Below are 21,910 nucleotides of genomic sequence, written 5' to 3' on the forward strand. Positions count from 1 at the left end.
TGGCTCCCATACCTCACATTCCAAGGCATGTTTATTGGTTGAATCAGAGTTGAGATGCGTTGCTTCCAGCGCTCAAGTCTGAGTCACGGCTCGTAAAGCGGAACGATAACATGCGTGAACTATGCTGGTTGATTGCCGAACAGACCGCCAAGCTGGACCCTTCCTTCGAACACCATAAGAGCTCGCGCCATGTATGAGGCCGCATACAAAGTTGGCACATGTCAGCACCCGATGACGCACCAAAATCAGATCTCGAGATCCCACTTGCGCGAGGGGAAGTTATATATGTTGCAACAGAGCCGAATCCTGCAGAGCAAGGTCGTGCTTCGGGACTTTCTTCGGGACTCTTCGGGAGAAATGGTCGTTTTCTGTCCCGAATTGGCCTTTTGTTCTCCTGAGGCGGGAGAAGCTGAAGGCCTCTATTGGCGGTGTATTTGCGCCTAAAATCAACGTCTTGCAGGATTGGCGGGCTGGAGCGGGTAGCGGGAATCGAACCCGCGCGTTCAGCTTGGGAAGCTGACAGGCTACCATTACATCATACCCGCATGGTGCGGCCGAACAGGTAAGACAGCCGCGCGCCTCGGTCAAGAGGGATCGCGCAGCAAAACGCCCGGACAGCCAAAGGGGCCATCCGGGCGCGTGTCGCAAGCTGAAAGGGAAACAGCTTACATCTTGGGCAGCATCACGGTGTCGATGACATGGACCATGCCGTTGGATTGCTTGACATCGGCAACCTCGACGGTGGCAACGTCACCCTTGGGGTCGGTCAGCATCACTTTGCCGTCTTTCATTGTCGCGGTCAGGTTGCACCCGCCCAGCGTCTCAATGGTGGCTTTGCCTTTGCCCATCTCGATGGTTTTCACGATGTTTTCAGCCGAGATCACACCGTTTGCGACATGGCAGGTCAGGATCTTGGTCAGCGTGTCCTTGTTCTCGGGCTTCACCAAGGTCTCAACCGTACCTGCGGGCAGCTTGTCAAACGCGGCATTGGTCGGTGCAAACACGGTGAACGGGCCGGGGCCGGACAGCGTATCAACCAGACCGGCCGCTTTCACGGCGGCAACCAGCGTGGTCAGGTTCGGTGCGGCCGACGCGTTCGCAGCAATCGGCTTGTCGGCGAACATTTCCGCACCGCCCACCATCGGGTTCATATTTTCCGCGAAGGCCGGGGCGGCCAGCACAAACGAGGCGGCAATCATCGGAGCAGCAATCTTACGGAACATATTGGTCATGTGTCTCTCCCTGAATTCCGGCGGGGGTATTCCCGCCGTGATGCAGGGGTTACGAGAGCAGTCGCCAAAGCCGATCACTTTGCAATCTTCACGAAAGCGTGAACGCGCAAACCCGCGCCGCTTTTGCTTTCATCTGGCCAAAAATACTCCGGGGGTGAATGGCGAAAGCCAGAGGGGGCAGCGCCCCCAGTTTGACTGTTATTTGCTGATGGTGCCGGAAACGCTCTTGCGGCAGGTATGATTGGCCTGCGACGCAAAGTAAATCGGCGAGATCGATGATGATCTCGGCGTTCAGGTGCTTGGGGTTTTCCGGGTCTGGTGTCAGGGTTATTTGGCGTATGAGCTGTGATAGATGCTCATTCGCGAGATGCACCCACGCGGGATCCCCAAGAAAGCCTTCCAATCGCTTAAGCACATCTTCATAGGCACTTGTTGCGGTCGCGATCTCCGGACACGCCTTAGCGCTTGCGATAAGCGGCGCGATATTGTCAGACAGCGCTATCTATTGCGCGCTAAGGTCTTGCATGCGCGGTTTTCGCATGGCCGCCGGAGCCAGGGCTACGCCTGAAGGTAGCGAAACCTTTCGCACCATCCGAGACGGACAGTTCGAAAATTGCGAGATCGGTGTTATCAGCGAGATCAATTTCTTCGCCAAACTGTCCTGAATGACACATGACTAGATCGCACTTTTGAACCCGGCTGCGCACTACTGGCGTTTACGCCACAGACCCATCGAAGTTGCTCACATGATCCGCAAGAGCCAGTCCCAGCCCAAAAAGGTGGCGAGGCTCTGAGAATCATCTCGTCCGTTGGTTCAACCCCAAGGCGATCCTGTCGACTTTGGAACCGTGCCGCTTATCCATCGGGATTTTCGCGACATGTTTGACCTGGAGCGCTCCGAAGGACGCGGCACGCGCGGCCCATGCGGCCATGTGATCCGCATTACCCTCAATCACCAGACAAGCGCCTGTCTTGGTGCCGATTAAGGCACATTGCGTCACGCCCTCCCAGCCACGTGCCGCGACCTCGACCGAGAACGGGAATAACCGGCGGCCGTGTATGACAACATCGGTGCCCACACGCCCTAACAACCAAAGCCGATCCTGCGGATCAAGGGCGCCTGCATCGCCCGTGTGATGCCAGATGGCCCCATCGTCATGCGTCTTGTTTTCTGCGTCATGCCTTGGGTCCAGATAGCCACCGTTTACATGCGCCCCCGAGACCTGAATTTCACCTGCGACAATACGGATGCCTAGATTTTCAACGGGATGCCCAACAAGCAAACCGCCCCCGGCCTGCATTTTCGCAAGGTCATCTTGCGTGATGTCTTTGGCATCGAGATAGGCGATGGGTTCGGCCTCGGTCGAGCCATACACGCAGATCATCTCAACTCCGGGTTTCGCCGCCCGAAGCGCGTCCAGCATGTCGGGAAAAACCGGGCCGCCTCCGGTGAACACGGTATGCAGAGACGCGGGGATACCGGTCTTTGCCAGTTTTTCACACAGCGCGGGGGGAATGAGGGCACGGGTCACCTTTTGGCGGGTCATCCATTGAGCAAGCGTTGCCGCCTTTAGCTTCCGCAATCGCGACATCTTCCAGTTGGGCAAAACCGAGGTTTGTCCGCTGGCGATATTAATCAGTACAAAGACGGGGAACGCCACAAGATCGCGCTCAGGAACGGGGCTGGCCAAGAGCGGTGCGATGGCGTGATGCTGCGCGCTTAGAAAGCCGTGGCTTCTGGGAATGGCCTTTGGGGCGCCGGTGGTGCCGGACGTGAACGAGATCAAGGCGATGTCATCTGCACTCGGGGAGACCCCAACAAAGGGAGCGTCGGGTTTGATCCGGGGGCGCAGATGGCGCAGAGACCACAGCTCGGGCAGCGCTAATTTCAGCACCCCGTAAAGGCCGGAACTGCAAAACGCTGTCACGCCCGCAACTTTTGCAGCGTGGCGCAGACCCGCAAGTCCCATTGCAGGCTCGGGCAAAACCACGGTTGCCCCAAGCGACCAAAGTGCTGCGAGGCTTGCGTAAAGGTCCGCGTCAAGATGCATCGCCAAAAGCACGCGGTCGCCCTTGCCGATCCCCTGTGCGCCCCAAGCGCGCGCCAATCCGTCGGCGCGGGATTTAAGCTGGGCAAAGGTTGTCTCGCGGCCTTTGCCATCGACAATCGCCACCTGTTCCGGGTGCCGCAGGGTGGCGGCGGCGAAATCGTCGAGAAGGCTAGCCATCCAGTTTTAACCCAAATAGCCCGTAGCGGCGAAACACATCGGCATGCTCTGCCGCGCTGCGCAGGCCTGAAAGATTGTCATCATGGATCAAGGCGTGAATCGCGATGTCATAGCCCTCGGCCAAGGCCGCTTTATGAAACGCATAGGCAAGATGCTGACCCGCGCCATGTTCGAGACTGGCATAAGTCTTGAGGATCGCGCTGCTAGGTTTTGGGCCCTCGGCGTAATTCGGCGTTCCAAACAGAAACCCCGCTAGCGTTCCATCGGGCCGTCTGGCGAAAAAGATCAGCTCGCGTTTCAGCACCCCCACCATCGGCATATACATCGCCATGAACGCATCGCGGCTGATCGGCTTGTAGAACGCGTTTTTAGAGAACGCTTCGCAGGACAGCTCAAACACTTGATCAAACAGCTTTTCGGGATCGCTTCCATCCCACGTCTCGATAGTAAAAGCCGCACTCTCGGGCGGTACGGTCTGCGCCGTTTGTGCCAAGGGCACGCGCGCCGAGAAATACCCGCTGATCTGGGTGAAGCCCGCAGCTTTCAGCACCTCCAGCTCGCTAATGGAATCGCGCGGCTCCAGCAGGAAGGCCGGGCTACCATCTGACTGTACGACACCGCGATAGCTGTGCCATGTGTCGCCATCCATCGGCCCAAGGATCTGGCGGATGCCTTGTGCGCGAATGAATGCGATGGCCTGATTTAGAACCTCGGCACCGCTCTCGGGCGTCTTGCAACTGAAGGCCCCCACCGTCGCGGTTTTCACCCCATCCCAGTCCGGGCCATCCGGAAACACCGTAATCTTGGCGCCGTCTGTTTTGAAAACCTGATTGCTCATGTCCAAAGCCTCGAAATATCAATTGCGTAAAGATAGCTTAGCAGAGGTATCGCAAGCGAAAGAAGCGTCAGTTTCGTCACCCGCGCCCGCACGAAACCGCTTGGGAAAACCGAGGGGATGCTTGCCATCCCAACGGCGCTGATCGCACCTATTGCCCACATCGGACCGTTCCAATTTGCGGCATCTGGGTTCAGATCATGGATGACCGCGCGCAGGGCCATAGCCGCCAACACAATCGCCGCCAAAGCGACAACACGCACCCCCAACGCCTGCCGCGTCAGGGCCAACGCGCACAGCCCGATCATCAGGCCCATCGTGGTGAGGCCGTAAAACGATACCGCGTTCCATTGCGTGGCGTTGCCCAAAGTGAGCCAGCCGAAACTGACCAGTGCCAGCCCCGCCACGATATCCAGATCAGGATATTTCGCGGTGCAGGGCGTCGCGTTTCGGCACCAAGCATGCGCGCCAAGCACCAGAATCGGGAAGATGGCGTTTTGCACCTCTGTGACTGCAAGCAACAGAAAAACCGCCACAACATAGACGCGGGCGGCGTGTTTGCTAAGTCCGATCTTGGCCGCAACGCGATTGAACGCGACGACGCAAAGCGCAAACAAGACGGCAAGAGCGGCCAGATCCGCCAGTGAGTCTTCGGCATGAACCGTCAAGAATATCAACAAGCCCAGCGGCAAAAACATATTGTCAAAACCGCGCCAACTGAGCGCTTCGACATAGGTCCCAAAACTTGCGACCATCACTGACAACACGATGATATTGAGCGGCGCGAGATCGGCCATCAACATCAGGCAGACAAACGAAATCAGCAAGGTGATCGCGAAAAACACCGCGCTGCCTTCAACGCTTTTCTGACCTTCTTCCACGGTGAAATGGATCGATCCGTAGGCTTTCCCTGCAAGGGCTGCGAAGGCGTCGCTTAGGGTTAAAACCGCAATCGGCAGGACATAAAGATAAAGCCGATCTCCCGCCAGAAACAGACACAGCCCCACACTAAGGGCCAACAGCAGATCGCCGTATGACTGACGATCCACTCCGTGCAAAGTCTGCCCCAAGCGCGAGCCGGGTCGGCGCAGAACCAGCATCACAACCACCGTAAGCCCCAAGAGGCCATAGATCGGCCAGCGATCGGGAAAAAGCCACGGCAGCGTAAGCGCATACAGCCCGGTGCCGATATGGACCAGTTTGCGCTGCACCTCGCTGCTGAACCCCCAGACACGCGACAGCACGCGCACAACCGCCATAAGCCCTAAAAGGACCACAACCGAGCCTAGCAATAGCGCAATCTGTAGGGCCGGGCTCACGCGCGCACTTGCTCCACTACGAAGTCGGAATAGAAAAACGCTTTGTCTATCGCTTTCAGCGCCGTCTCGACCTCACTCAAGGTTTCAACCCTCTCCTGAAATTCATCCGGCACCCGTCGTGGCGCCATCATGTTCCAATACACCAAGCGCGCACCCGGGGCCGATGCGCTTAAAATCTGACCATAGACCGCGTTGAAAATCTCTGGCGACATATACTCGAAAATGTCGGACAAGTTAAACCCGTTGGCCTTTTCTCCGGTCGAGACAAACGCCTCTAGCGAACCGGGCCGGATTTCTAGCCTGTCCAACCGTGACCGGATCACCTCGTAATGCTCTGCGCGCCATGTCATCGGCAACGCATCGCCATGATCGCCCTTCATGATCCAGTGCAGATAGGGGTTCATCGCCGGATCACAGGTGACAGCCGCATGCCGGATACGGCGGGCCACGTGTTGCGCGGGGCTGCCATCGACGTGATCAAAAAAGGCCTTGTCCCGCCCCATCCGCCCCATCACGAACCGCGAAAAGAAGGTGTTCAATAACAGCCGCCACCGCCATGTGTTAAAGCGGGTATCGAGAAACACCTGACGCTCTGGTTTTGGCCGCGACACAAAGATCGCATCAATCGTTTTTCGCGAATGCACCAAGGGCAGTAGCCGCGTTCTGAAGATGCGGAAATAGCGTTCGAACTTGCCAAGGCCCCCCGCCCCGTATTGCGCGACATCGTCGCTAAGACCCTGCCAAAAGTGCTGTGTCTCGCCGTCCAGCCCCCCCAGCGCCTTGAGCAACAAGTCCCGCCGCCGGTGGCTGGAACGTGCGCCCATCAGCTCCAGAAACTCTGGATGTGTCAGGTTGCGAAAGGCTCCGATCCGCAGTTGAAGGCAGGCAATCTGCGCGGGCGAAAGATCAACGACAATCACCTTTTTCGGATCAAGCGTCAGCATCGCCAGCGCATTGTCGCCCGCCGAGCAGATCGACACCAACGTGCCCCCTGCGCAATCGCCCAAACCTTGGGTCAGAACATCGGCATCCTCCCAAAGCTGCGCGTAGCGGATATGATCAAAGGCGGCCTTGGTTTCGATCTCAGAGTTCTGCATCACACCGCTCCACACATCCGCTTGCACCGTCCACGCAAATCATCTCGCCATCGCTGATCCATTGCGTGGCCCCCTTTAGCCCGACAACGCAAGGGATGCCCAACTCGCGCGCCACGATGGCTGAATGCGACAATAGCGAGCCGCGCTCGACCACGATGGCCGAGGCCGAAGCGAACACCGCGATCCAGCCCGGATCGGTGTGACGGGCGACAAGGATATCTCCGGGCGTAAGCGTTTGTGTTCTGGGATCGTGGATCACGCGCGCCTTAGCCGTGACGCGCCCCGCAGAGCAGCCCGTGGCCGTGCGCGTCTTGGCGGTGTCCGTTTCCGGCGCCGCATCCGTCCAGACCGGCGCAATCGCTGGCCCGCGCAACTCGATCCGTTCGGGCGGGTCCGGGCGTAGCGCGGCTGCCGCGTCTTCGGCCTTGCGCAGCGCCACGATAGATTTGAGGTTGGCCGACAGCGCGAACCCCTCGACGGCCCCAAGCGCCTCTTGCGTGGTCAGATACAAGATATCGCGTGGCGTTTCTAACAGATCGCGGGCGGCAAATTCGCGCCCCAATGCCAGAAACACACTGCGCGTATAGCCAAATATCCGGGTGCGTTCAAACCGCAGGTTCTCGCGGTCACGCACGCGCGCCTTGGTCCAGCCGATCAGCCATCTCGCGAACTGGCGTTTGATCGGGTTTTTGGGAAAGAACGCAGTCCAATCGGGCGCGCTCACCACATGCTCGGGAACGGGGGCACGCCCGGCACTTGCCGCAATCGCTTGCAATAAAAGCGCAGGATCATCGCTTAACGGGATACTTTCCAATTTAAGCTCTTCGGTGCAGCGATCCCCGAATTTATCAAGGTAAGACTGAACCTCGCGCGCAATGGCGTCATGTCCCGCAAGTGCCGCGCGCCCGTGTTCGCGCAGCGCCTGCACAATCCCGGCATCGGCAACCATCTTGCCCATTTTCGCAATGCGTTGGGCAGGCTCTGCCGAGACAATATCGCCCTGCCCAATCATGACGTCATTGTGCAAAAGCACGCCTTTATCGCCAAGCCATTTCTGCATCAGATTGCGCGATGCGCCAAAGGCGATCATGCACAAGAAATCATTCACCAGCGGCGCATCCCAACGGCGCAGCAGCGAGGCCTCAACGCGGCGGTATTCAGCAGCAAGCGCCGTCGGCCCCGCCGTTTTCGGATCAAAGCCACTGGTTAGCGCATCATTGAGCCGGTCGTAGAACCGCGCACGGGTGCGTGGCAGTTGCACCGCTTGCCAGACAAGGCCGCCCGCGACCTTCGCCAGTTTCAAATACTCACGCAGCCGCGCCAGCCCCTGTGCTGGCGGTGGGCCAATGTGATCGGTGACCTCTGCGGGCATCGGCGTGGCGACCCCCATCATGGTCTCCATATAGGTCCGGTTCAGCGAGAACCCCGGCAACAGCGCCAGCGCGCGATACCAGTTGACCAGATTGTAATAAACCCGCCCATCGATCCGCCCCAGCATGTTCCCAAAGACAGCGGAATTGGCCGTGATGGTCGCCTTGGGCACGCCCAAAAGCGCCACGAAAGCCTCGTAAACATGGCTATAGATGTCGATCGCGAACGAGTAAGTCAGCGGGCTAACCATACCCGGATAGCTTTCCACGATATTGGAATTGTCAAAGATCGTCAGCGCATTATCTGGCTGTGCGGCTGGCAAAAGTTTGGTGGTGATGGGGCGCGATTGCAGGATGTGCAGGCCCGCGCCGTCAAAGGCCCATTCGATGTCTTGCGGCATGCCGAAAACCGCCTCGGCCCTGCGCGCGAGATCCGCGATCTGTTGCGCTTGATCTGCGTTCAGCACCGTCGCAGAGGCAGGGCCTGACACGCTTGTGCCAATCGTCCAGCTTTCGCCGTCTTCTTCGCCAGAGACCAGCCGCTCGCCAAGGCCCGCAATGGCCGACACAACGACCTTGTTGCGTTGCCCCGTCACCGGGTCCGCCGAAAAGGCGACGCCAGCGGCACGCGCATCAATCATGTTTTGCACGATCACGGCAGGCCCCTCAGCCGCGCCACCGGATTTAACCTTGCGATAGGTTTCCACGGTGGTTGAGAAGCCAGACTGCCAGACCTGATTTGCGGCGCTCCAGACATCTTGCGCCGCGACATTCAGAACCGTATCGAACTGGCCCGCATGGCTGTGCTCGGCGCCGTCTTCCTGACGCGCCGAACTGCGCACGGCAAACGGGCCAGCGCCCAGTTTGGCCAATGCCGCGTCGAGCCCGTCACACCTCTCAGCGCGTTCAAACACCTCCGGGGAAAGGACGAAAAACGCAGGTGGGTTGAACCCGTGCTGTGCAAGGCGCGCAAGGGCTGCGGCCTTTCCGCCGACCTCGTGAACCTTAAGCGCTGCGTTTTGTTCGATAATTGGTGACATCAGAAAAGCCTTACTAAAAACGGGGCGAACCCGGCGATGGCATAGCAGGCAAAAACCCACAGCCCGGCAATCGTATCCATGCGCTTTTCGGCCTCCGGGGTTGGGGCGGCAGCATAGTTTGCGGCGCTGAACCAGCCCAGCGCAGCCCCAATTCCGCCCAAGACTGCGCTGACCCAAATTGTGCCGGTTGCCGCCCCGACCGCGACGAGCAACATCAAAGAAACCAGCACGCAGGCCGACCAAATCATCGCCGCGCGTGAGGGCCCCCAACGGCGCGAATAGGTGTCGACGCCCGCGATCTCGTTTTCCGGGCTCCACAGTTTGCGCCCGATCTCCAACACGCAGCCATTCACGAATGACAGCGCCAGAAACAACCACAGATCAGACGCCGCGCCGCCGCCGGGCATCCATTCCAACCCCGTCAGCAACAAGTCGATCAGCGGCATGATCAGCATGTGCGACAGCAGATAAAGCACTGCCCGCGCCTTGAGCCATGCAGGCGCGCCAAATTCCAGCGTCATCGCGCCAAGCCACGCCCAAACCAGCGCCAAAAGCCACAAGACGGGCGGATACCAAAGCCACGCGACAGCAACCGTTATTGGCAACGATACGACGCCCAAAGTGACGATCAGACGCAGTGACACCAACCCGCGCGGGATCGGCCGCGAGGGGCGATAGCGGCGGTCATCCTCCAGGTCTTTGTATTCGTCGCAAACCCGCATCTGGAAAAACAGCAACATCGCAATGAGGAACCCCGCGACGAAGCCGCCCCAACCGGGAAGTGGGCGACCTGACAGCGTTGCGGACACGCAGATACTTGCCGCCGAAAACACCGCCAGAAGGGGGGCGGTTTTGGCCAGCGGGAAGCGCTCTTTTTGGTAGGTCCAAAGGGGCGGTGCGCTCATCTGTGACGCGCCAGATTTTCATGCGCACGGGTGAAATGGCCCGCCGAAATCGCCGCTACGATTGAGATTTCACCACATAAACAGACGGCGGCGGCGACCTCGGCCAAGGCCGACGCCTGACCTTCCCCCTTGAGGCCCAGAATATTCAAACCCGCAGATTGGCTGGGTAGCGATGTGCCCCCGCCGACAGAGCCGACAAGGATATTGGGCAGCGTCACGCTGCAAAATAGATCATCGCCGCGCGCCTCCATTCGGGTGATGCCGATCGCACTTTCTGCAACGCAGGCGGCGTCTTGCCCGGTCGCGATATAGAGCGCCGCCAGACCGTTTGCGAAATGCGCCTGCGCGCCCAATTGCCCCGAAAGATGCGAGCCTAAATTCGCCACCTGAGCGTAATCCAGCATCGCCTGAACGCTTGTTCCCAAGGTCTTTTCAACGACCTCACCACTCAGCGTCACCGTCGCGCTGACCTTGCGCCCGCGCCCCGTGACCAAGCCAAGGAATGAGGCCTTCTTGTCGCCCGAGAAGTTGCCCTCAATATACCACGCCTTCATCGGCACCGTGCAACGCGCAGCGATATCCTCGCAGAGCGCATTCGTTGCGATGGTGACCATGTTCTGCCCCGCCGCATCTCCGGTTGTGTAGCGACAAATCAGGAAGACGACGTTGTTGTCCACGATAGGTTCAACTGAGACCAGCTTGCCATGCCGCGTGGTGCCTTCGGCGGCGGCTTTCAGCGCGTCGATTTCACTCACGACCCATTCGACGAACAGGCCAGCATTGAACAGATTGTCAAAGACAAAGGCGGGTGTGCGGATCACGCCTTCATACAAAAGCGCTGCGGTAATGCCGCCCGATTTTGTCGCCGCATACGCCCCGCGCGCATAAGAGGCGACCAGCGCGGCCTCGGTCGTGGCCATCGGGACGTGAAAATCGCCATTCGCGTTAAGCCCAGATATCCGCAGCGGCCCGATGATGCCGACGGGTACTTTCACCGTTCCGATGAAGTTTTCGATATTGGCGCTGAACTGGTCTGGGTTGGCCATCGTAAGGGGGTCTGCCAGCGCGTCTTGATCAGCTTGCGAGGCCGGACGGTGCAGCCGCGCCCAGTATTTATCAACCGAGGCCTGCGTGGCGTTGCGTTGCGGGCGTAAGGTAGTGAACTCTGCGTCACTGGGAAGCATGCGTTGCGCAATCGGCTCTGCGGCAAATCGGCCCCGAACCTTCTTGAGCATCTCAATAACATGAGAAGGGATAGTCATATTACACCCCGCCTTTACTTTATACGCTACACCCCGCACAAAATGACCAATTCGAACCAATACGCAAGGAGCGTAGATGGGCGATCGCCTAAAACACCGCTGGAGTATCGGGCACAACTACCTGACGGGCATCACACTCGGGAAATGGTGCAAGCTGCTGGCGCAAAACAATTTTGCGATTTCCCCCGCCTATGCCCATCGCGCTGCGGTTATTACCTTGGCGAGCTTGTCCAATTCACTGTTGGCTGGGGTTGAGGATTTACGCTTTGGGCGCGCGATTGAAGCTGTGGAAATCACCCGCCCACCGGTGTTCGTTTTAGGTCATTGGCGCAGCGGCACGACGTTTTTGCATGAACTTCTTGCGCAAGACACCGCGCAGTTTCAGTTCCCCAACACCTATCAAGTCGTGAACCCCTACACCTTTCTCAGCACCGAGAATTTTGCAACGCGCGCGTTTCGTTGGATGCTGCCAGATACGCGGCCGATGGATAATATGGCGTTGAAATTCACCTCGCCGCAAGAAGATGAATTCGCCCCGTTATTGATGACGCTTACGTCGCTTTATCTTGGTGTCAGTTTTCCAAGCCGCATGGCGCATTATGATCGCTACATGACATTTCGCGACGTTGATCGGCGTGAAATCGCGGCGTGGAAGGCAGCTTTTGTGCAGTTCTGCAAAAAGCTCTCGTTAAATGACCAAAGGGCGCTGTTGATAAAATCTCCGCCGCATACCGCCCGGATACGCACGATCCTCGAGATGTTTCCCGAGGCCCGTTTCGTTCATATTCACCGCGACCCCTACCGCGTCTTTCAATCGCAACGCCATTTCTTTGATACGGCGGGTTGGTACACCTACCTGCAAAAGCCCGATCTTTCTGCCATTGATGAAGGCATTTTGCAACGCCACGAGACCATGTATGACGCCTATTTCGAGGACCTGCCCTTGATTGCGAAAGATCGGTTCCACGAGATCAGTTTTGACGCGCTGGAATCTGATCCGGTTGGCGCGATTGCGCAGACCTACCAACAGTTGTCGCTTGAGGGATTTGAGGCGTTCGAACCAAAGTTGCGCCGCTACGTTGACAGTCTGAGCAACTATAAGAAGAACGCGTTCTCCACGCTCGACGATGCAACCAAAGCAGTCGTTGCCCAGCGCTGGTCGCGCAGCTTTGACACATGGAACTACCCGAAATGACGCGCGCACCGGGCCCGAAAGGAGGCCTGATCTGGGGTTCACTGGCCGCGTTCAAAGAGGACTCGTTAGGCTTCCTTGCCGATGCAGCGCGCGCGCATGGCGATATTGTCCGGTTTCGCTTTGGTCCAATAACCGCGCATTTGATCAATCGGCCCGAGTATATTGAGCACGTCCTGTCGCGACATACCTCCAACTACGACAAGGCAACCCGCAGCGCGAGCCGGATCGCGGCGACAACGGGTGACAGCTTGTTATCGGCCAATCAGGGGGCATGGAAACGCCATCGCCGCTTGATTCAGCCCGCATTTCAGCCGCAATGCTTTGACGCGATCGAGCCCGTTCTCGACACGCTTTTGACCCCCATGCTGGCGCGGTGGCAGCGCACCGGCACAATCGACATCGTCGATGAAATGATGCAGATCGTTATTGCTGCAGCGATCAAAATCCTGTTCTCGTCCGACGTTGATCCGAAGCTTATCGACACCGCTCTCAAAACCCTTCTGGCGGATACGTGGCGGCGCATTGAGGCACCGCTGGACGCATCACTCCTGTCACCACGGCTCCACCGGCGCGATTTCAAAGCCGCCTTGGCGCGTATTAATGCGGTCGTGGCCGAGCTGATCCAAACACGCCGCAGCGCCGAAAATCGCCCCGATGATGTGCTGTCTCGACTTCTTCAGGCGCATGAGGGCGAAGGCGATGCCGCTCTGAGCGACCAAGAACTCCGCGACGCGGCGATAACGCTGTTGCTTGCGGGGCATGAGACCACGGCGAATGCGCTGTCATGGGCCTTCATTCATAGCGCGGGACAGTTTGAGACTGCCGATCCGGCGCATCTTTTTTCCGAGGCGATCCGCCTTTACCCCTCTATCTGGGTGATCGAACGGCGCGTGATCGCGGATGACACCATTGGCGGCTTTGCAATTCCGCGCGGCAGCTCGCTGCTGATTTCGCCCTATCTGCTGCATCGCCACCCCGAGTTTTGGCCAAACCCCGAGACATTTGATCCGTCGCGATTTATCGACCATTCGCCGCGCCCGCGCGATGGGTATCTTCCGTTCGGATTGGGCGAACATCGCTGTGTCGGGCTGCATCTTGCGAATAAAATGGCCACGCATATTTTGCGTCGGGTATTCGCCCAGATGCGCCTTGTGCTTATCCCCGATCAGCATTTGCAGGCGCTACCCGGGATCACTTTGCAGCACCAAGGCCCTGTGATCTTGCGCGTCGAACCGCGAACTTCGGTCCTGCCCTGACGCCAGGTATCGCCCGACGTCACCCTCTCGGGCGTGTCAGCGTCTTCCAAGCCCGCAGATCGAACAGCACTTTCGCAATAGCCGCGATGACGACGCCGCAAAGCAGCACCTTGGAAAGCGTCCCCATCGTCCCTTCGATCAGCAGCGCATGCACGACGCTTGCCACCACGGCGGCAATGACCAGCCCCGAATGGCCCAGCCGCCACGTTCTAAGCCGCAGGCTTGCGCGCAGCCGAAACACCGCCAGCAGCGCGGCCGCAAAAATCGCCCACATCGCGGCAACACCCCAAGGCGAGAACGGCGTTGGAGAGACGAACAGAAGCGCGTCTATCATATCCGGCGGGCTGGTGCGCCAAAGCCCTGCGACATGCAGGACGACCGCCATGACCAGCAACGCTCCCGTCCAGCGATGCAGAGTGCGCCCGCTGCGCCTTGGTACGCCGGGCAAGTAGCCCCCGACCAGCAGCGGCTGCACAACAAGCAGCACCATCGCGATGATCCCCGCAAAGCCGGAGGCGATATAGACTGGATCGCGCCATTGCAGCAGCGGGCTTGTCGCAGCGACGCCAATCGGAACAGCGATCACGCAGCCAAGGGCCGCCCAGCCCAGAAATGCCTTGAGCGCGTTCATACGCATCAGGCGGTCTGAAGGACGAAATGCGCCTCCAGACTGGTATCCGTCGAACTCGCCATCACCGGGCGCAGGAAGACCGTCTTGAAGGTGCCGCTATCATAGGCGAGGTGACCATGCGGCTGACCGAAGGCGGGAACGATCTGGGGGGTTTCAAGACGAAACGCGCCATCGGCATCGGTCAGCGTTGCACCATGGCTGTGGGGGTCGCGCTCGTAACCTTCGGTGGTATGCGCCCAGATTTGAATGCGCACGCCTTCAAGCGGAGCGCCGTCGCCCGCGCGCCGCACGGTGCCGCGCATCCAGAAACCGCCATTGCCGATCCGATCGACGATCGGGGCGCCCGGAAGATAGTTGTTCGCCCCACCGCGCATCGTCGGTGTCGGGGCGATCCCCTGCGCGCGCGCTTGACCAATAAGGCCGCTCGCGCCTGTTACCAGTGCGGCCCCCGCGCTTGCCGCACCCGCCATCACAAACTTGCGCCGCGTGAAATGCAGATAGGTCATCGTCATCTCTCCTGCGTTTGCGCCCGCAGCGTCGCACCACCGCAAGGCTCCCAACGGGCCGATAGGGACGGGCCCGCGAATCCCGTTTGCCCAAGTATACGTGCGATCTGCGCACGGAGATCATCAATTTATGGACTGCGGCTGCGCAAGATGATTTCGGCGGGTTAGTTGCGTTAGCCGATTACCTGCGAGACCTTGTCGTGCGCATTGGGAAATGGCGGTGATGCTGGCACGTTGCAACCTATTTAAAGGTCACCGCTTTTCACGCGAAATCATCCTTCTGGGTGTGCACTGGTGGTATCGCAATCCGCTGTCGTGCCTATGGCGCAGATCGCTCTTGGCGCGGGCTGCAATGGATTGTTGAGCGCAAGAACTTTGAACAATCGCATCGTGAGAGTTCATACTGCCCAAGAGCAGCGATTGCGCCCCATGCGTCGCTCTCGCATACTCAGCGGAGCCAAGGTTGCGCTTGCAGGCATCTAAACCTTCCGCACCGTCCATAAAGGACAGTTCGGAAGTTGCGAGACCGGGGTGATCGATCAACGCACACCTTTTCGGATCGCTTTACGGGCCAGGACCGCTAGCCCCCTTTCTTTTCCGCGTTCGACCGCTAGCTATGGGCTGGAAACAGGAGACCCGAGCCATGCCGCAGTCTGATACAATCAATCGCCAAATCGTTCTTGCCAAACGCCCCGAGGGCGCGCCCGACGCCGACACCCTGCGCCTGCAGACTGGGGACCTTCCCAAGCCGGGCAAGGGCGAGATGCTATTGCGCACGGTCTATCTTTCGCTTGATCCCTATATGCGCGGGCGCATGAGCGCGGCGAAATCCTATGCCAATCCGGTCGAAATTGGCGGCGTTATGACGGGGCAAGTCGTGGCCGAGGTGATGCAAAGTGACTGCGACGGTTTCACGCCGGGTGATTTTGTTCTCGCGCCAAGTGGTTGGCAGGATTATGCGGTTTCGGATGGCACGCAGGTTCTTAACCTTGGTGCTGCGCCGCAAAACCCCTCGTGGTCGTTGGGGATCTTGGGAATGCCGGGCTACACCGCTTATGCAGGGCTGTTGAAGATCGGCGAGCCGAAACCGGGCGAGACGGTCGTTGTCGCGGCAGCGTCAGGGCCGGTCGGGGCGACGGTCGGGCAAATCGCCAAGATCAAAGGCTGTCGCGTTGTTGGTATTGCAGGCGGGCCTGAGAAATGCGCGCATGTGGTCGAAACGCTGGGCTTTGATGCCTGTATCGACCACAAGGCCGACGATTTCGCCGATCAGCTTGCCGCCGTCTGTCCCGAGGGGATCGACGTCTATTTCGAGAATGTCGGGGGCAAGGTTCTGTATGGTGTATTGCCGCTCCTTAACCCGTTCGCGCGCGTGCCGGTTTGTGGAATGGTGGCGTGGTATAACCTCACCGGATTGCCCGATGGACCCGATCACGGCCCGCAAATCCTGTCCACAATCTTGCGCATGAAGGTCAAGGTTCAGGGCTTTATCATCTTCGACAGCTTCCCGATTTCGCTTTATCAGGAGTTTGCCCGCGATATGACGGATTGGCTGGCGGAAGGAAAAATCCAGTATAAAGAACAAGTGGTTGATGGGTTGGAAGCCGCGCCGGACGCGCTTTATGATCTGTTGGAAGGGCGCAATTTCGGCAAGATGGTTGTCAAAGTCGGCTAAGCCTGAGGACGGGGTTGCGTTTGTGTGACCCCGTCGTGACTTGCTCTTTTCAACTTCGAGGTTATTTGTAATCCCATGTTTGGACGCTTGCTCAATATCTTGAATGATCCCGCCCCCGCGCTTGACCCGCTGGCCTCTGATGAGCGCGAGCTGGCTTTGGCCGCGCTTTTGGTGCGTCTTGCGCGCTCGGACGGGAATTATGACGATGAGGAAAAGGTGCGCATCGACCGAGTTCTGGCCGCGCGCAACGGGCTATCGACGCGCGAGGCAACCGAGCTGCGCCATCACGCCGAAGAGGTCGAGGTCGGTGCACCAGATACCGTGCGCTTCACGCGCGCGCTGAAAGACAAGGTCGCCTATGAGGACCGCACCGGCGTGATTGAGGCGCTGTGGGACGTCGCGCTGGCCGATGGTGTGCGCGATGTCCATGAAGAGACGTTGATCCGGCTCGCCTCTAAGCTATTGGGTGTGAATGACGTCGATTCGGCGCTGGCGCGTCAGCGGGTCGAGGCGCGGCGCACCTGACCATCGCGCACGCCGCGCCTGTTTTTACGCCATTTGCCTGTGTTTTCGCCGCTTTTCCTTGGGTCAACTGTCACGACCCCGTTGCAATCCGCATCGAATTCGCGCCAGATTGACCGAACGGACAAAGAGAAGCTGCCCCGCGTGCCCCTAAAAGACCCTGCATCGCAAGATGCGCCCGTCATCGAAATCCGCGATCTTCACAAGAGCTACGGCTCTCTTGAGGTGCTCAAGGGCGTCTCTCTGAAGGCGTTGCGCGGTCAGGTGATCTCGCTCATCGGCTCATCGGGATCGGGCAAATCCACTCTTCTGCGCTGCGCCAATCTGCTGGAAGACAGCCAGTCGGGCGAGATCCTGTTTGAGGGTGAGGGCGTGCTTTGGAAAGGGCAGGGCCAGTCGCGTCGCCCCGCCGATCGCGCACAGGTCACGCGGTTTCGCACCAACCTGTCGATGGTATTCCAGCAGTTCAATCTCTGGGCGCACATGACGATCTTGCAAAACGTGATGGAAGCACCGGTCACCGTGCTGGGTCACCCCAAGGCCGAGGTCGAACCGCTCGCGCGCTCGCTGCTCGATAAGGTCGGCATCGGTGACAAATGTGATGCCTATCCCGCGCAGCTTTCGGGCGGACAACAGCAACGCGCCGCGATCGCGCGCGCTTTGTGCATGGAGCCCAAGGCGCTGTTGTTTGACGAACCCACCTCTGCGCTCGATCCCGAGTTGCAGCAAGAGGTGGTCAAGGTGATCAAGGATCTCGCGGGCGAGCATCGCACGATGATCCTCGTGACCCACGATATGCGGCTGGCACGGGATGTGTCAGACCATGTGGTCTTTCTCCATATGGGAAAGATCGAAGAAGAGGGCCCGCCAGAGGCTCTGTTTGGCGCCCCGAAATCGGAGCGCCTGCAACAATTCCTGTCGGCCACCGCGCCGGCGTGAACCAACCAAGTCCAATGACAGGGGAATAACATGAAAAAACTGATCCTGACTGCTGCCGCCCTCGTGCTGAGTGCCGGCGTCGCTGCGGCACAAACCGTGCGTATGGGAACCGAGGGCGCTTACCCTCCCTACAACTTCATCGACGATAACGGCCAGGTCGCAGGTTTTGAGCGCGAGCTGGGCGACAAACTGTGCGAGATGGAGAGCCTGACCTGCACTTGGGTCACCAATGACTGGGATTCGATCATCCCCAACCTGCTGTCGGGTAACTACGACACGATCATGGCGGGCATGTCGATCACCGACGAGCGCAAGCAATCCATTGATTTTACGCAAGCTTACTATCCGCCCGCAGCCTCGGCCTATCTGTCGATGACGCCTGAAGTGGACCTGAAAGGCGGCGTTGTCGCAGCCCAAACCGGCACGATTCAGGCCGCCCATGTGGCCGAAACCGGCGCGACGCTGGCGGAATATGCCACGCTGGATGACACTATCGCCGCTGTTAAAAACGGCGAGGCCGATGCGGTATTTGCCGATAAAGACGCGCTCAAGCCGTTTGCTGGAACGGATGGGTTCCAGTTCGTGGGGGAGGATGTCTCGCTCGGCGATGGTATCGGCATCGGTCTGCGCAAATCCGACACCGAGCTGAAAGACAAATTCAACGACGGCATCACCAAAATGAAAGCGGATGGCTCGCTGAACAAGCTGCTCGTGAAATACTTCGGTGCAGACTCGATGACCTTTGAAAACTGATCGGAAAGGGGGCGGGCCGCGCGGCTTGCCCCCAACCATATAGATGTTTTCAAGCTGCGCTGATCCCTCATCCCTTCATGGCCTGTCATGGATGCTTTGCTACCTCACCACGGGGAAGCAGATGCTGTTTTATGGCTCGTTCGGGATCGTGCTGGTGCTGCTGGTTGTCACCGCCCCGGTGGCGCTGTTGTTCGGCTTTAGCGGGGCGCTGGCCGCGCGTTCGAGGATTACCCCGCTGCGCTGGATCGGTCGCGCCTATACGGCAATGGTGCGCGGCGTGCCCGATATCATCTTTTTCCTGTTCGTCCCGATCGCGATGGATCAGGGGATCGAATATGTGCGCAACCGGATAAAATGCCCCGACTGGAACCAACCGGTCTTTGCGGGCAACGAATTTCACGTCTGCGCGGCGGCGAAAATGCCGCTGAATTCCGCGCCTCAAATCTATCATGAGATTTACGGTTTTTCGCTGGCGGTCATTGCCTTTGCGGTGGTGTTTGGCGCTTTCGCGGCCAATGTGCTGTATGGCGCGATGCAAGCCGTGCCGCGCGCGCAGCTTGAAACGGCCGAAGCCTATGGGATGACGCAAGCCCAAGTCACGCGCCGGGTCTTGATTCCGCAAATGTGGACCTATGCGCTGCCCGGCCTATCCAACCTGTGGATGATCCTGATCAAGGCCACGCCGCTGCTGTTCCTGCTGGGGATCGAGGATATCGTCTATTGGGCGCGCGAATTGGGTGCCACGAAATCCAGCGTCTACGCCTATCCCCATCCTGATTGGCGGGTCTATTATTTCCTTGTGCTGCTGGTGTTCTATCTCGTGATGACCAAACTTTCCGAGATCGTGCTGAACCGCATCAATCGCAAGCTGTCCTTCGGGCAGGCGACGGCGGGTGGTGAAGCGCTGCGAAAGGCTGACATATGAGCTGTCTCCAGACCATCGCCGATTATGGCCTGCGCTCGGTTGGCGTGGGCGAGCGTCTGCTGCCGCGCAGCGATTTCACGATGTGCCAGCAGTTCACCCTGATCGGGTCTGGCATGGTGTGGAATATCTACTTCGGCGTGCTCGCGCTGTTGGGTGGATTCTTCTTCGCCACCGCGCTGGCGCTGGCAAAAAACACCGAGACGCGGGTGATCCGCAAACCCGCTGAGTGGTTCATCTTCGTCTTCCGCGGCTCGCCGCTGTTTATCCAGTTTTTCCTCGCCTATGAGGCGCTGGCGATGCTGCCGCGTGCGGGCATTCCGGTGCTGGGCATCACTGTGGATACTGACTGGATGACGCGGGCTTGGGCGGGGGCGCTGTTCGTGCTGTTTCTCAACACCTCTGCCTATGCCGCCGAGATTTTCTACGGCGCGCTACGCTCGGTTCCTAAGGGGGATCTTGAGGCGGCAGATGCCTATGGCCTGTCGGGCTGGAATAAGTTTCGCCGCGTGACTTGGCCTACCATGCTGCGGCTGGCTTGGCCGTCCTACACCAACGAGGCGATCTTTCTGTTTCACGCCACGACGCTGGTCTTCTTCTCGGGTTTCCCGGCCTTTCGCCAAGAGGGCGATGCGCTCTATTACGCGAAATACTTCGCGGACAAGACCTTCAACCCTTTCATCCCCTATCCGATCGCGGCTTTCTATTTCATCTTGCTGACGCTATCGGTGATCACGATCTTTGGCTTTATTAACCGACGTCTGAACCGTCATCTGCCGCAAGAGCGGCGCGCAAAGATGCGTTTCAGGCCGCAAATCATCAGGTGAGTTATGGACTGGCTGCACGATCATCCCGACGTTCACACGATCCGCGTCGCTGCCGCAGATCTCAATGGCGTGGCGCGGGGCAAACGTCTGCCCGCGCGTTTCGCGCACAAAGTGTTCGCCGAGGGTACACGGTTTCCGTATTCGGTCATGAATCTCGACATCTGGGGCGAGGATATCGAAGACAGTCCGCTGGTCTTTGAATCAGGCGATTGCGATGGCCTTTTGATGCCGACCGAGCGTGGCTTCTTGCCGATGCCGTGGCTTGAGGCGCCCACTGCGCTGCTGCCAATCTGGATGTTTCACATGGATGGCACGCCCTATGCGGGCGATCCGCGTCAGGCGCTGGCGCGCGTGGCGGAACGCTACACCGCGATGGGGCTGACGCCGGTGGTTGCGACCGAGTTGGAGTTCTTCCTGATCGACGATTCCGGTAAGCAGTTGCGCGTGCCGCCCAGCCCTAAGTCGGGTAAGCGCCGCTCAGGTGGTGAGGTGCTGTCTTTGCGCGCGCTTGATGCGTTCGATATCTTCTTCACTGAGCTGTATGATGCCTGCGAGGAAATGGACATCCCCGCCGACACCGCGATCTCCGAGGCTGGCCCCGGCCAGTTCGAGATCAACATGAGCCACCAGAACGATGCACTCAAGGCGGCCGATGATGCGTGGCTGTTCAAGATGCTGGTCAAGGGGCTGGCGCGCCGCCATGGCTTTGCCGCTTCGTTCATGGCCAAACCCTATGACGAATGGTCCGGCAACGGCATGCATATGCATTTCTCGGTGCTCGATAGCGAGGGCAAGAACATCTTCAACGACGGCTCCGAGAAAGGCTCCGACAAGCTGCGTCATGCGGTAGCGGGCTGTCTGGCCGCGATGGAAGGCTCCACGCTAGTCTTTGCGCCGCATGAAAACAGCTATGACCGGCTGGTGCCTGATGCTCATGCGCCCACCGGCATCGCCTGGGCCTATGAAAACCGCACCTCGGCGCTGCGTATCCCGGCCTCGGGCCCTGCCGCGCGCCGCATTGAACATCGTGTGGCCGGGGGCGACGTGAACCCCTACCTGATGATCGCCGCCGTTCTGGGCGCAGCGCTTGAAGGCCTTAAGGACGGCAAAGAACCGCCGGCGCCAATCAAGGGCAATGCCTATGCGCTCGATTTGCCGCAAATGCCCACCGAATGGGGCGCCGCGATTGAGGCGTTTACCAGCAGTGAGATGATCGGGCGTATCTTTGAACGTGAGTTGATCGAGAATTTTGCGATGACCAAACGCCAAGAACTGCGCTACATGGCCGAACTGTCCGAACAGGAACAGAGCGAGCTTTATCTCGATACCGTTTAGGGGCGCTGCTCCCGACTGATACAGCCAATAAAGAGGACCAGTTTCCCTGAGAAACTGGTCC

General features: G+C 59.0%; 20 protein-coding genes and 1 tRNA gene. 9 read left to right on the forward strand and 12 right to left on the reverse strand.

Going from position 1 to position 21,910, the window contains the following annotated elements; genetic code table 11:
• Window positions 1–471: 471 nt before the first annotated feature.
• The 10 genes from ACN0SD_RS05450 to ACN0SD_RS05495 form a co-directional block, all read right to left on the reverse strand.
• Window positions 472–545, reverse strand: a tRNA-Gly gene (locus ACN0SD_RS05450).
• Between the two features lie 120 nt (window positions 546–665).
• Window positions 666–1,232 (reverse strand): fasciclin domain-containing protein, encoded by a 567-nt coding sequence (locus tag ACN0SD_RS05455; protein WP_417807217.1) that lies wholly within the window; start codon window positions 1,230–1,232, stop codon window positions 666–668.
• An 88-nt stretch (window positions 1,233–1,320) separates the two neighbouring features.
• The gene (locus ACN0SD_RS05460) at window positions 1,321–1,635 is read right to left on the reverse strand and encodes a hypothetical protein (protein WP_417807218.1); all 315 of its coding nucleotides are present in this window, start codon (window positions 1,633–1,635) and stop codon (window positions 1,321–1,323) included.
• A 394-nt stretch (window positions 1,636–2,029) separates the two neighbouring features.
• Window positions 2,030–3,460, reverse strand: a complete 1,431-nt coding sequence (locus tag ACN0SD_RS05465) for an AMP-binding protein (RefSeq protein WP_417807219.1) — start codon at window positions 3,458–3,460, stop codon at window positions 2,030–2,032.
• Window positions 3,453–4,298, reverse strand: coding sequence for a hypothetical protein (locus ACN0SD_RS05470; protein WP_417807220.1), 846 nt, complete (start codon window positions 4,296–4,298; stop codon window positions 3,453–3,455). Before ACN0SD_RS05470 ends, ACN0SD_RS05465 begins: the two co-directional genes overlap by 8 nt.
• On the reverse strand, window positions 4,295–5,614 hold the full coding sequence (locus tag ACN0SD_RS05475; RefSeq protein ID WP_417807221.1) for a diacylglycerol/polyprenol kinase family protein: 1,320 nt from the start codon (window positions 5,612–5,614) through the stop codon (window positions 4,295–4,297). The genes ACN0SD_RS05470 and ACN0SD_RS05475 overlap by 4 nt, the downstream gene beginning before the upstream one ends.
• On the reverse strand, window positions 5,611–6,711 hold the full coding sequence (locus ACN0SD_RS05480) for a DUF3419 family protein (RefSeq protein ID WP_417807222.1): 1,101 nt from the start codon (window positions 6,709–6,711) through the stop codon (window positions 5,611–5,613). Before ACN0SD_RS05480 ends, ACN0SD_RS05475 begins: the two co-directional genes overlap by 4 nt.
• Window positions 6,698–9,121 (reverse strand): PEP/pyruvate-binding domain-containing protein, encoded by a 2,424-nt coding sequence (locus tag ACN0SD_RS05485; protein WP_417807223.1) that lies wholly within the window; start codon window positions 9,119–9,121, stop codon window positions 6,698–6,700. Before ACN0SD_RS05485 ends, ACN0SD_RS05480 begins: the two co-directional genes overlap by 14 nt.
• On the reverse strand, window positions 9,121–10,026 hold the full coding sequence (locus tag ACN0SD_RS05490; protein WP_417807224.1) for a UbiA family prenyltransferase: 906 nt from the start codon (window positions 10,024–10,026) through the stop codon (window positions 9,121–9,123). The genes ACN0SD_RS05485 and ACN0SD_RS05490 overlap by 1 nt, the downstream gene beginning before the upstream one ends.
• Window positions 10,023–11,288 (reverse strand): hydroxymethylglutaryl-CoA reductase, encoded by a 1,266-nt coding sequence (locus ACN0SD_RS05495; protein ID WP_417807225.1) that lies wholly within the window; start codon window positions 11,286–11,288, stop codon window positions 10,023–10,025. Before ACN0SD_RS05495 ends, ACN0SD_RS05490 begins: the two co-directional genes overlap by 4 nt.
• A 76-nt stretch (window positions 11,289–11,364) precedes the next feature.
• Here ACN0SD_RS05495 and ACN0SD_RS05500 point away from each other — a divergent pair, with 76 nt between their 5' ends.
• Complete coding sequence (locus ACN0SD_RS05500; RefSeq protein ID WP_417807226.1) at window positions 11,365–12,483, forward strand: sulfotransferase family protein; 1,119 nt, start codon at window positions 11,365–11,367, stop codon at window positions 12,481–12,483.
• Entirely contained in the window at window positions 12,480–13,739 is a 1,260-nt protein-coding gene (locus tag ACN0SD_RS05505; RefSeq protein ID WP_417807227.1) for a cytochrome P450, read from the forward strand. Before ACN0SD_RS05500 ends, ACN0SD_RS05505 begins: the two co-directional genes overlap by 4 nt.
• 19 nt (window positions 13,740–13,758) lie before the next feature.
• Here the strand turns inward: ACN0SD_RS05505 and ACN0SD_RS05510 are convergent, their stop codons facing one another.
• Together ACN0SD_RS05510 and ACN0SD_RS05515 are read right to left on the reverse strand one after the other, a co-directional pair.
• Window positions 13,759–14,376, reverse strand: a complete 618-nt coding sequence (locus ACN0SD_RS05510) for a ferric reductase-like transmembrane domain-containing protein (RefSeq protein ID WP_417807228.1) — start codon at window positions 14,374–14,376, stop codon at window positions 13,759–13,761.
• Window positions 14,376–14,876 carry a twin-arginine translocation pathway signal gene (locus ACN0SD_RS05515; RefSeq protein ID WP_417807229.1) on the reverse strand — a complete coding sequence of 167 codons (501 nt, stop codon included), beginning with the start codon at window positions 14,874–14,876 and terminating at the stop codon, window positions 14,376–14,378. Before ACN0SD_RS05515 ends, ACN0SD_RS05510 begins: the two co-directional genes overlap by 1 nt.
• A gap of 643 nt (window positions 14,877–15,519) precedes the next feature.
• Between ACN0SD_RS05515 and ACN0SD_RS05520 the strand changes: the two genes are divergently transcribed.
• From ACN0SD_RS05520 to ACN0SD_RS05550, 7 genes are all read left to right on the forward strand, one after another.
• The gene (locus ACN0SD_RS05520; RefSeq protein WP_417807230.1) at window positions 15,520–16,551 is read left to right on the forward strand and encodes an NADP-dependent oxidoreductase; all 1,032 of its coding nucleotides are present in this window, start codon (window positions 15,520–15,522) and stop codon (window positions 16,549–16,551) included.
• 75 nt (window positions 16,552–16,626) lie between these two features.
• Window positions 16,627–17,076 carry a TerB family tellurite resistance protein gene (locus tag ACN0SD_RS05525; protein ID WP_417807231.1) on the forward strand — a complete coding sequence of 150 codons (450 nt, stop codon included), beginning with the start codon at window positions 16,627–16,629 and terminating at the stop codon, window positions 17,074–17,076.
• 141 nt (window positions 17,077–17,217) lie between these two features.
• The gene (locus tag ACN0SD_RS05530; RefSeq protein WP_417807232.1) at window positions 17,218–18,012 is read left to right on the forward strand and encodes an ABC transporter ATP-binding protein; all 795 of its coding nucleotides are present in this window, start codon (window positions 17,218–17,220) and stop codon (window positions 18,010–18,012) included.
• Window positions 18,013–18,042: 30 nt separating this feature from the next.
• The gene (locus ACN0SD_RS05535; RefSeq protein ID WP_417807233.1) at window positions 18,043–18,765 is read left to right on the forward strand and encodes a transporter substrate-binding domain-containing protein; all 723 of its coding nucleotides are present in this window, start codon (window positions 18,043–18,045) and stop codon (window positions 18,763–18,765) included.
• 43 nt (window positions 18,766–18,808) lie between these two features.
• Window positions 18,809–19,690, forward strand: coding sequence for an ABC transporter permease (locus ACN0SD_RS05540; protein ID WP_417807234.1), 882 nt, complete (start codon window positions 18,809–18,811; stop codon window positions 19,688–19,690).
• Window positions 19,687–20,514 carry an ABC transporter permease gene (locus ACN0SD_RS05545; protein WP_417807235.1) on the forward strand — a complete coding sequence of 276 codons (828 nt, stop codon included), beginning with the start codon at window positions 19,687–19,689 and terminating at the stop codon, window positions 20,512–20,514. Before ACN0SD_RS05540 ends, ACN0SD_RS05545 begins: the two co-directional genes overlap by 4 nt.
• Window positions 20,515–20,517: 3 nt before the next feature.
• Window positions 20,518–21,849, forward strand: a complete 1,332-nt coding sequence (locus ACN0SD_RS05550; protein ID WP_417807236.1) for a glutamine synthetase family protein — start codon at window positions 20,518–20,520, stop codon at window positions 21,847–21,849.
• Window positions 21,850–21,910 lie beyond the last annotated feature (61 nt).

The organism is Thioclava sp. (assembly GCF_048263065.1).
GTDB lineage: Bacteria > Pseudomonadota > Alphaproteobacteria > Rhodobacterales > Rhodobacteraceae > Thioclava.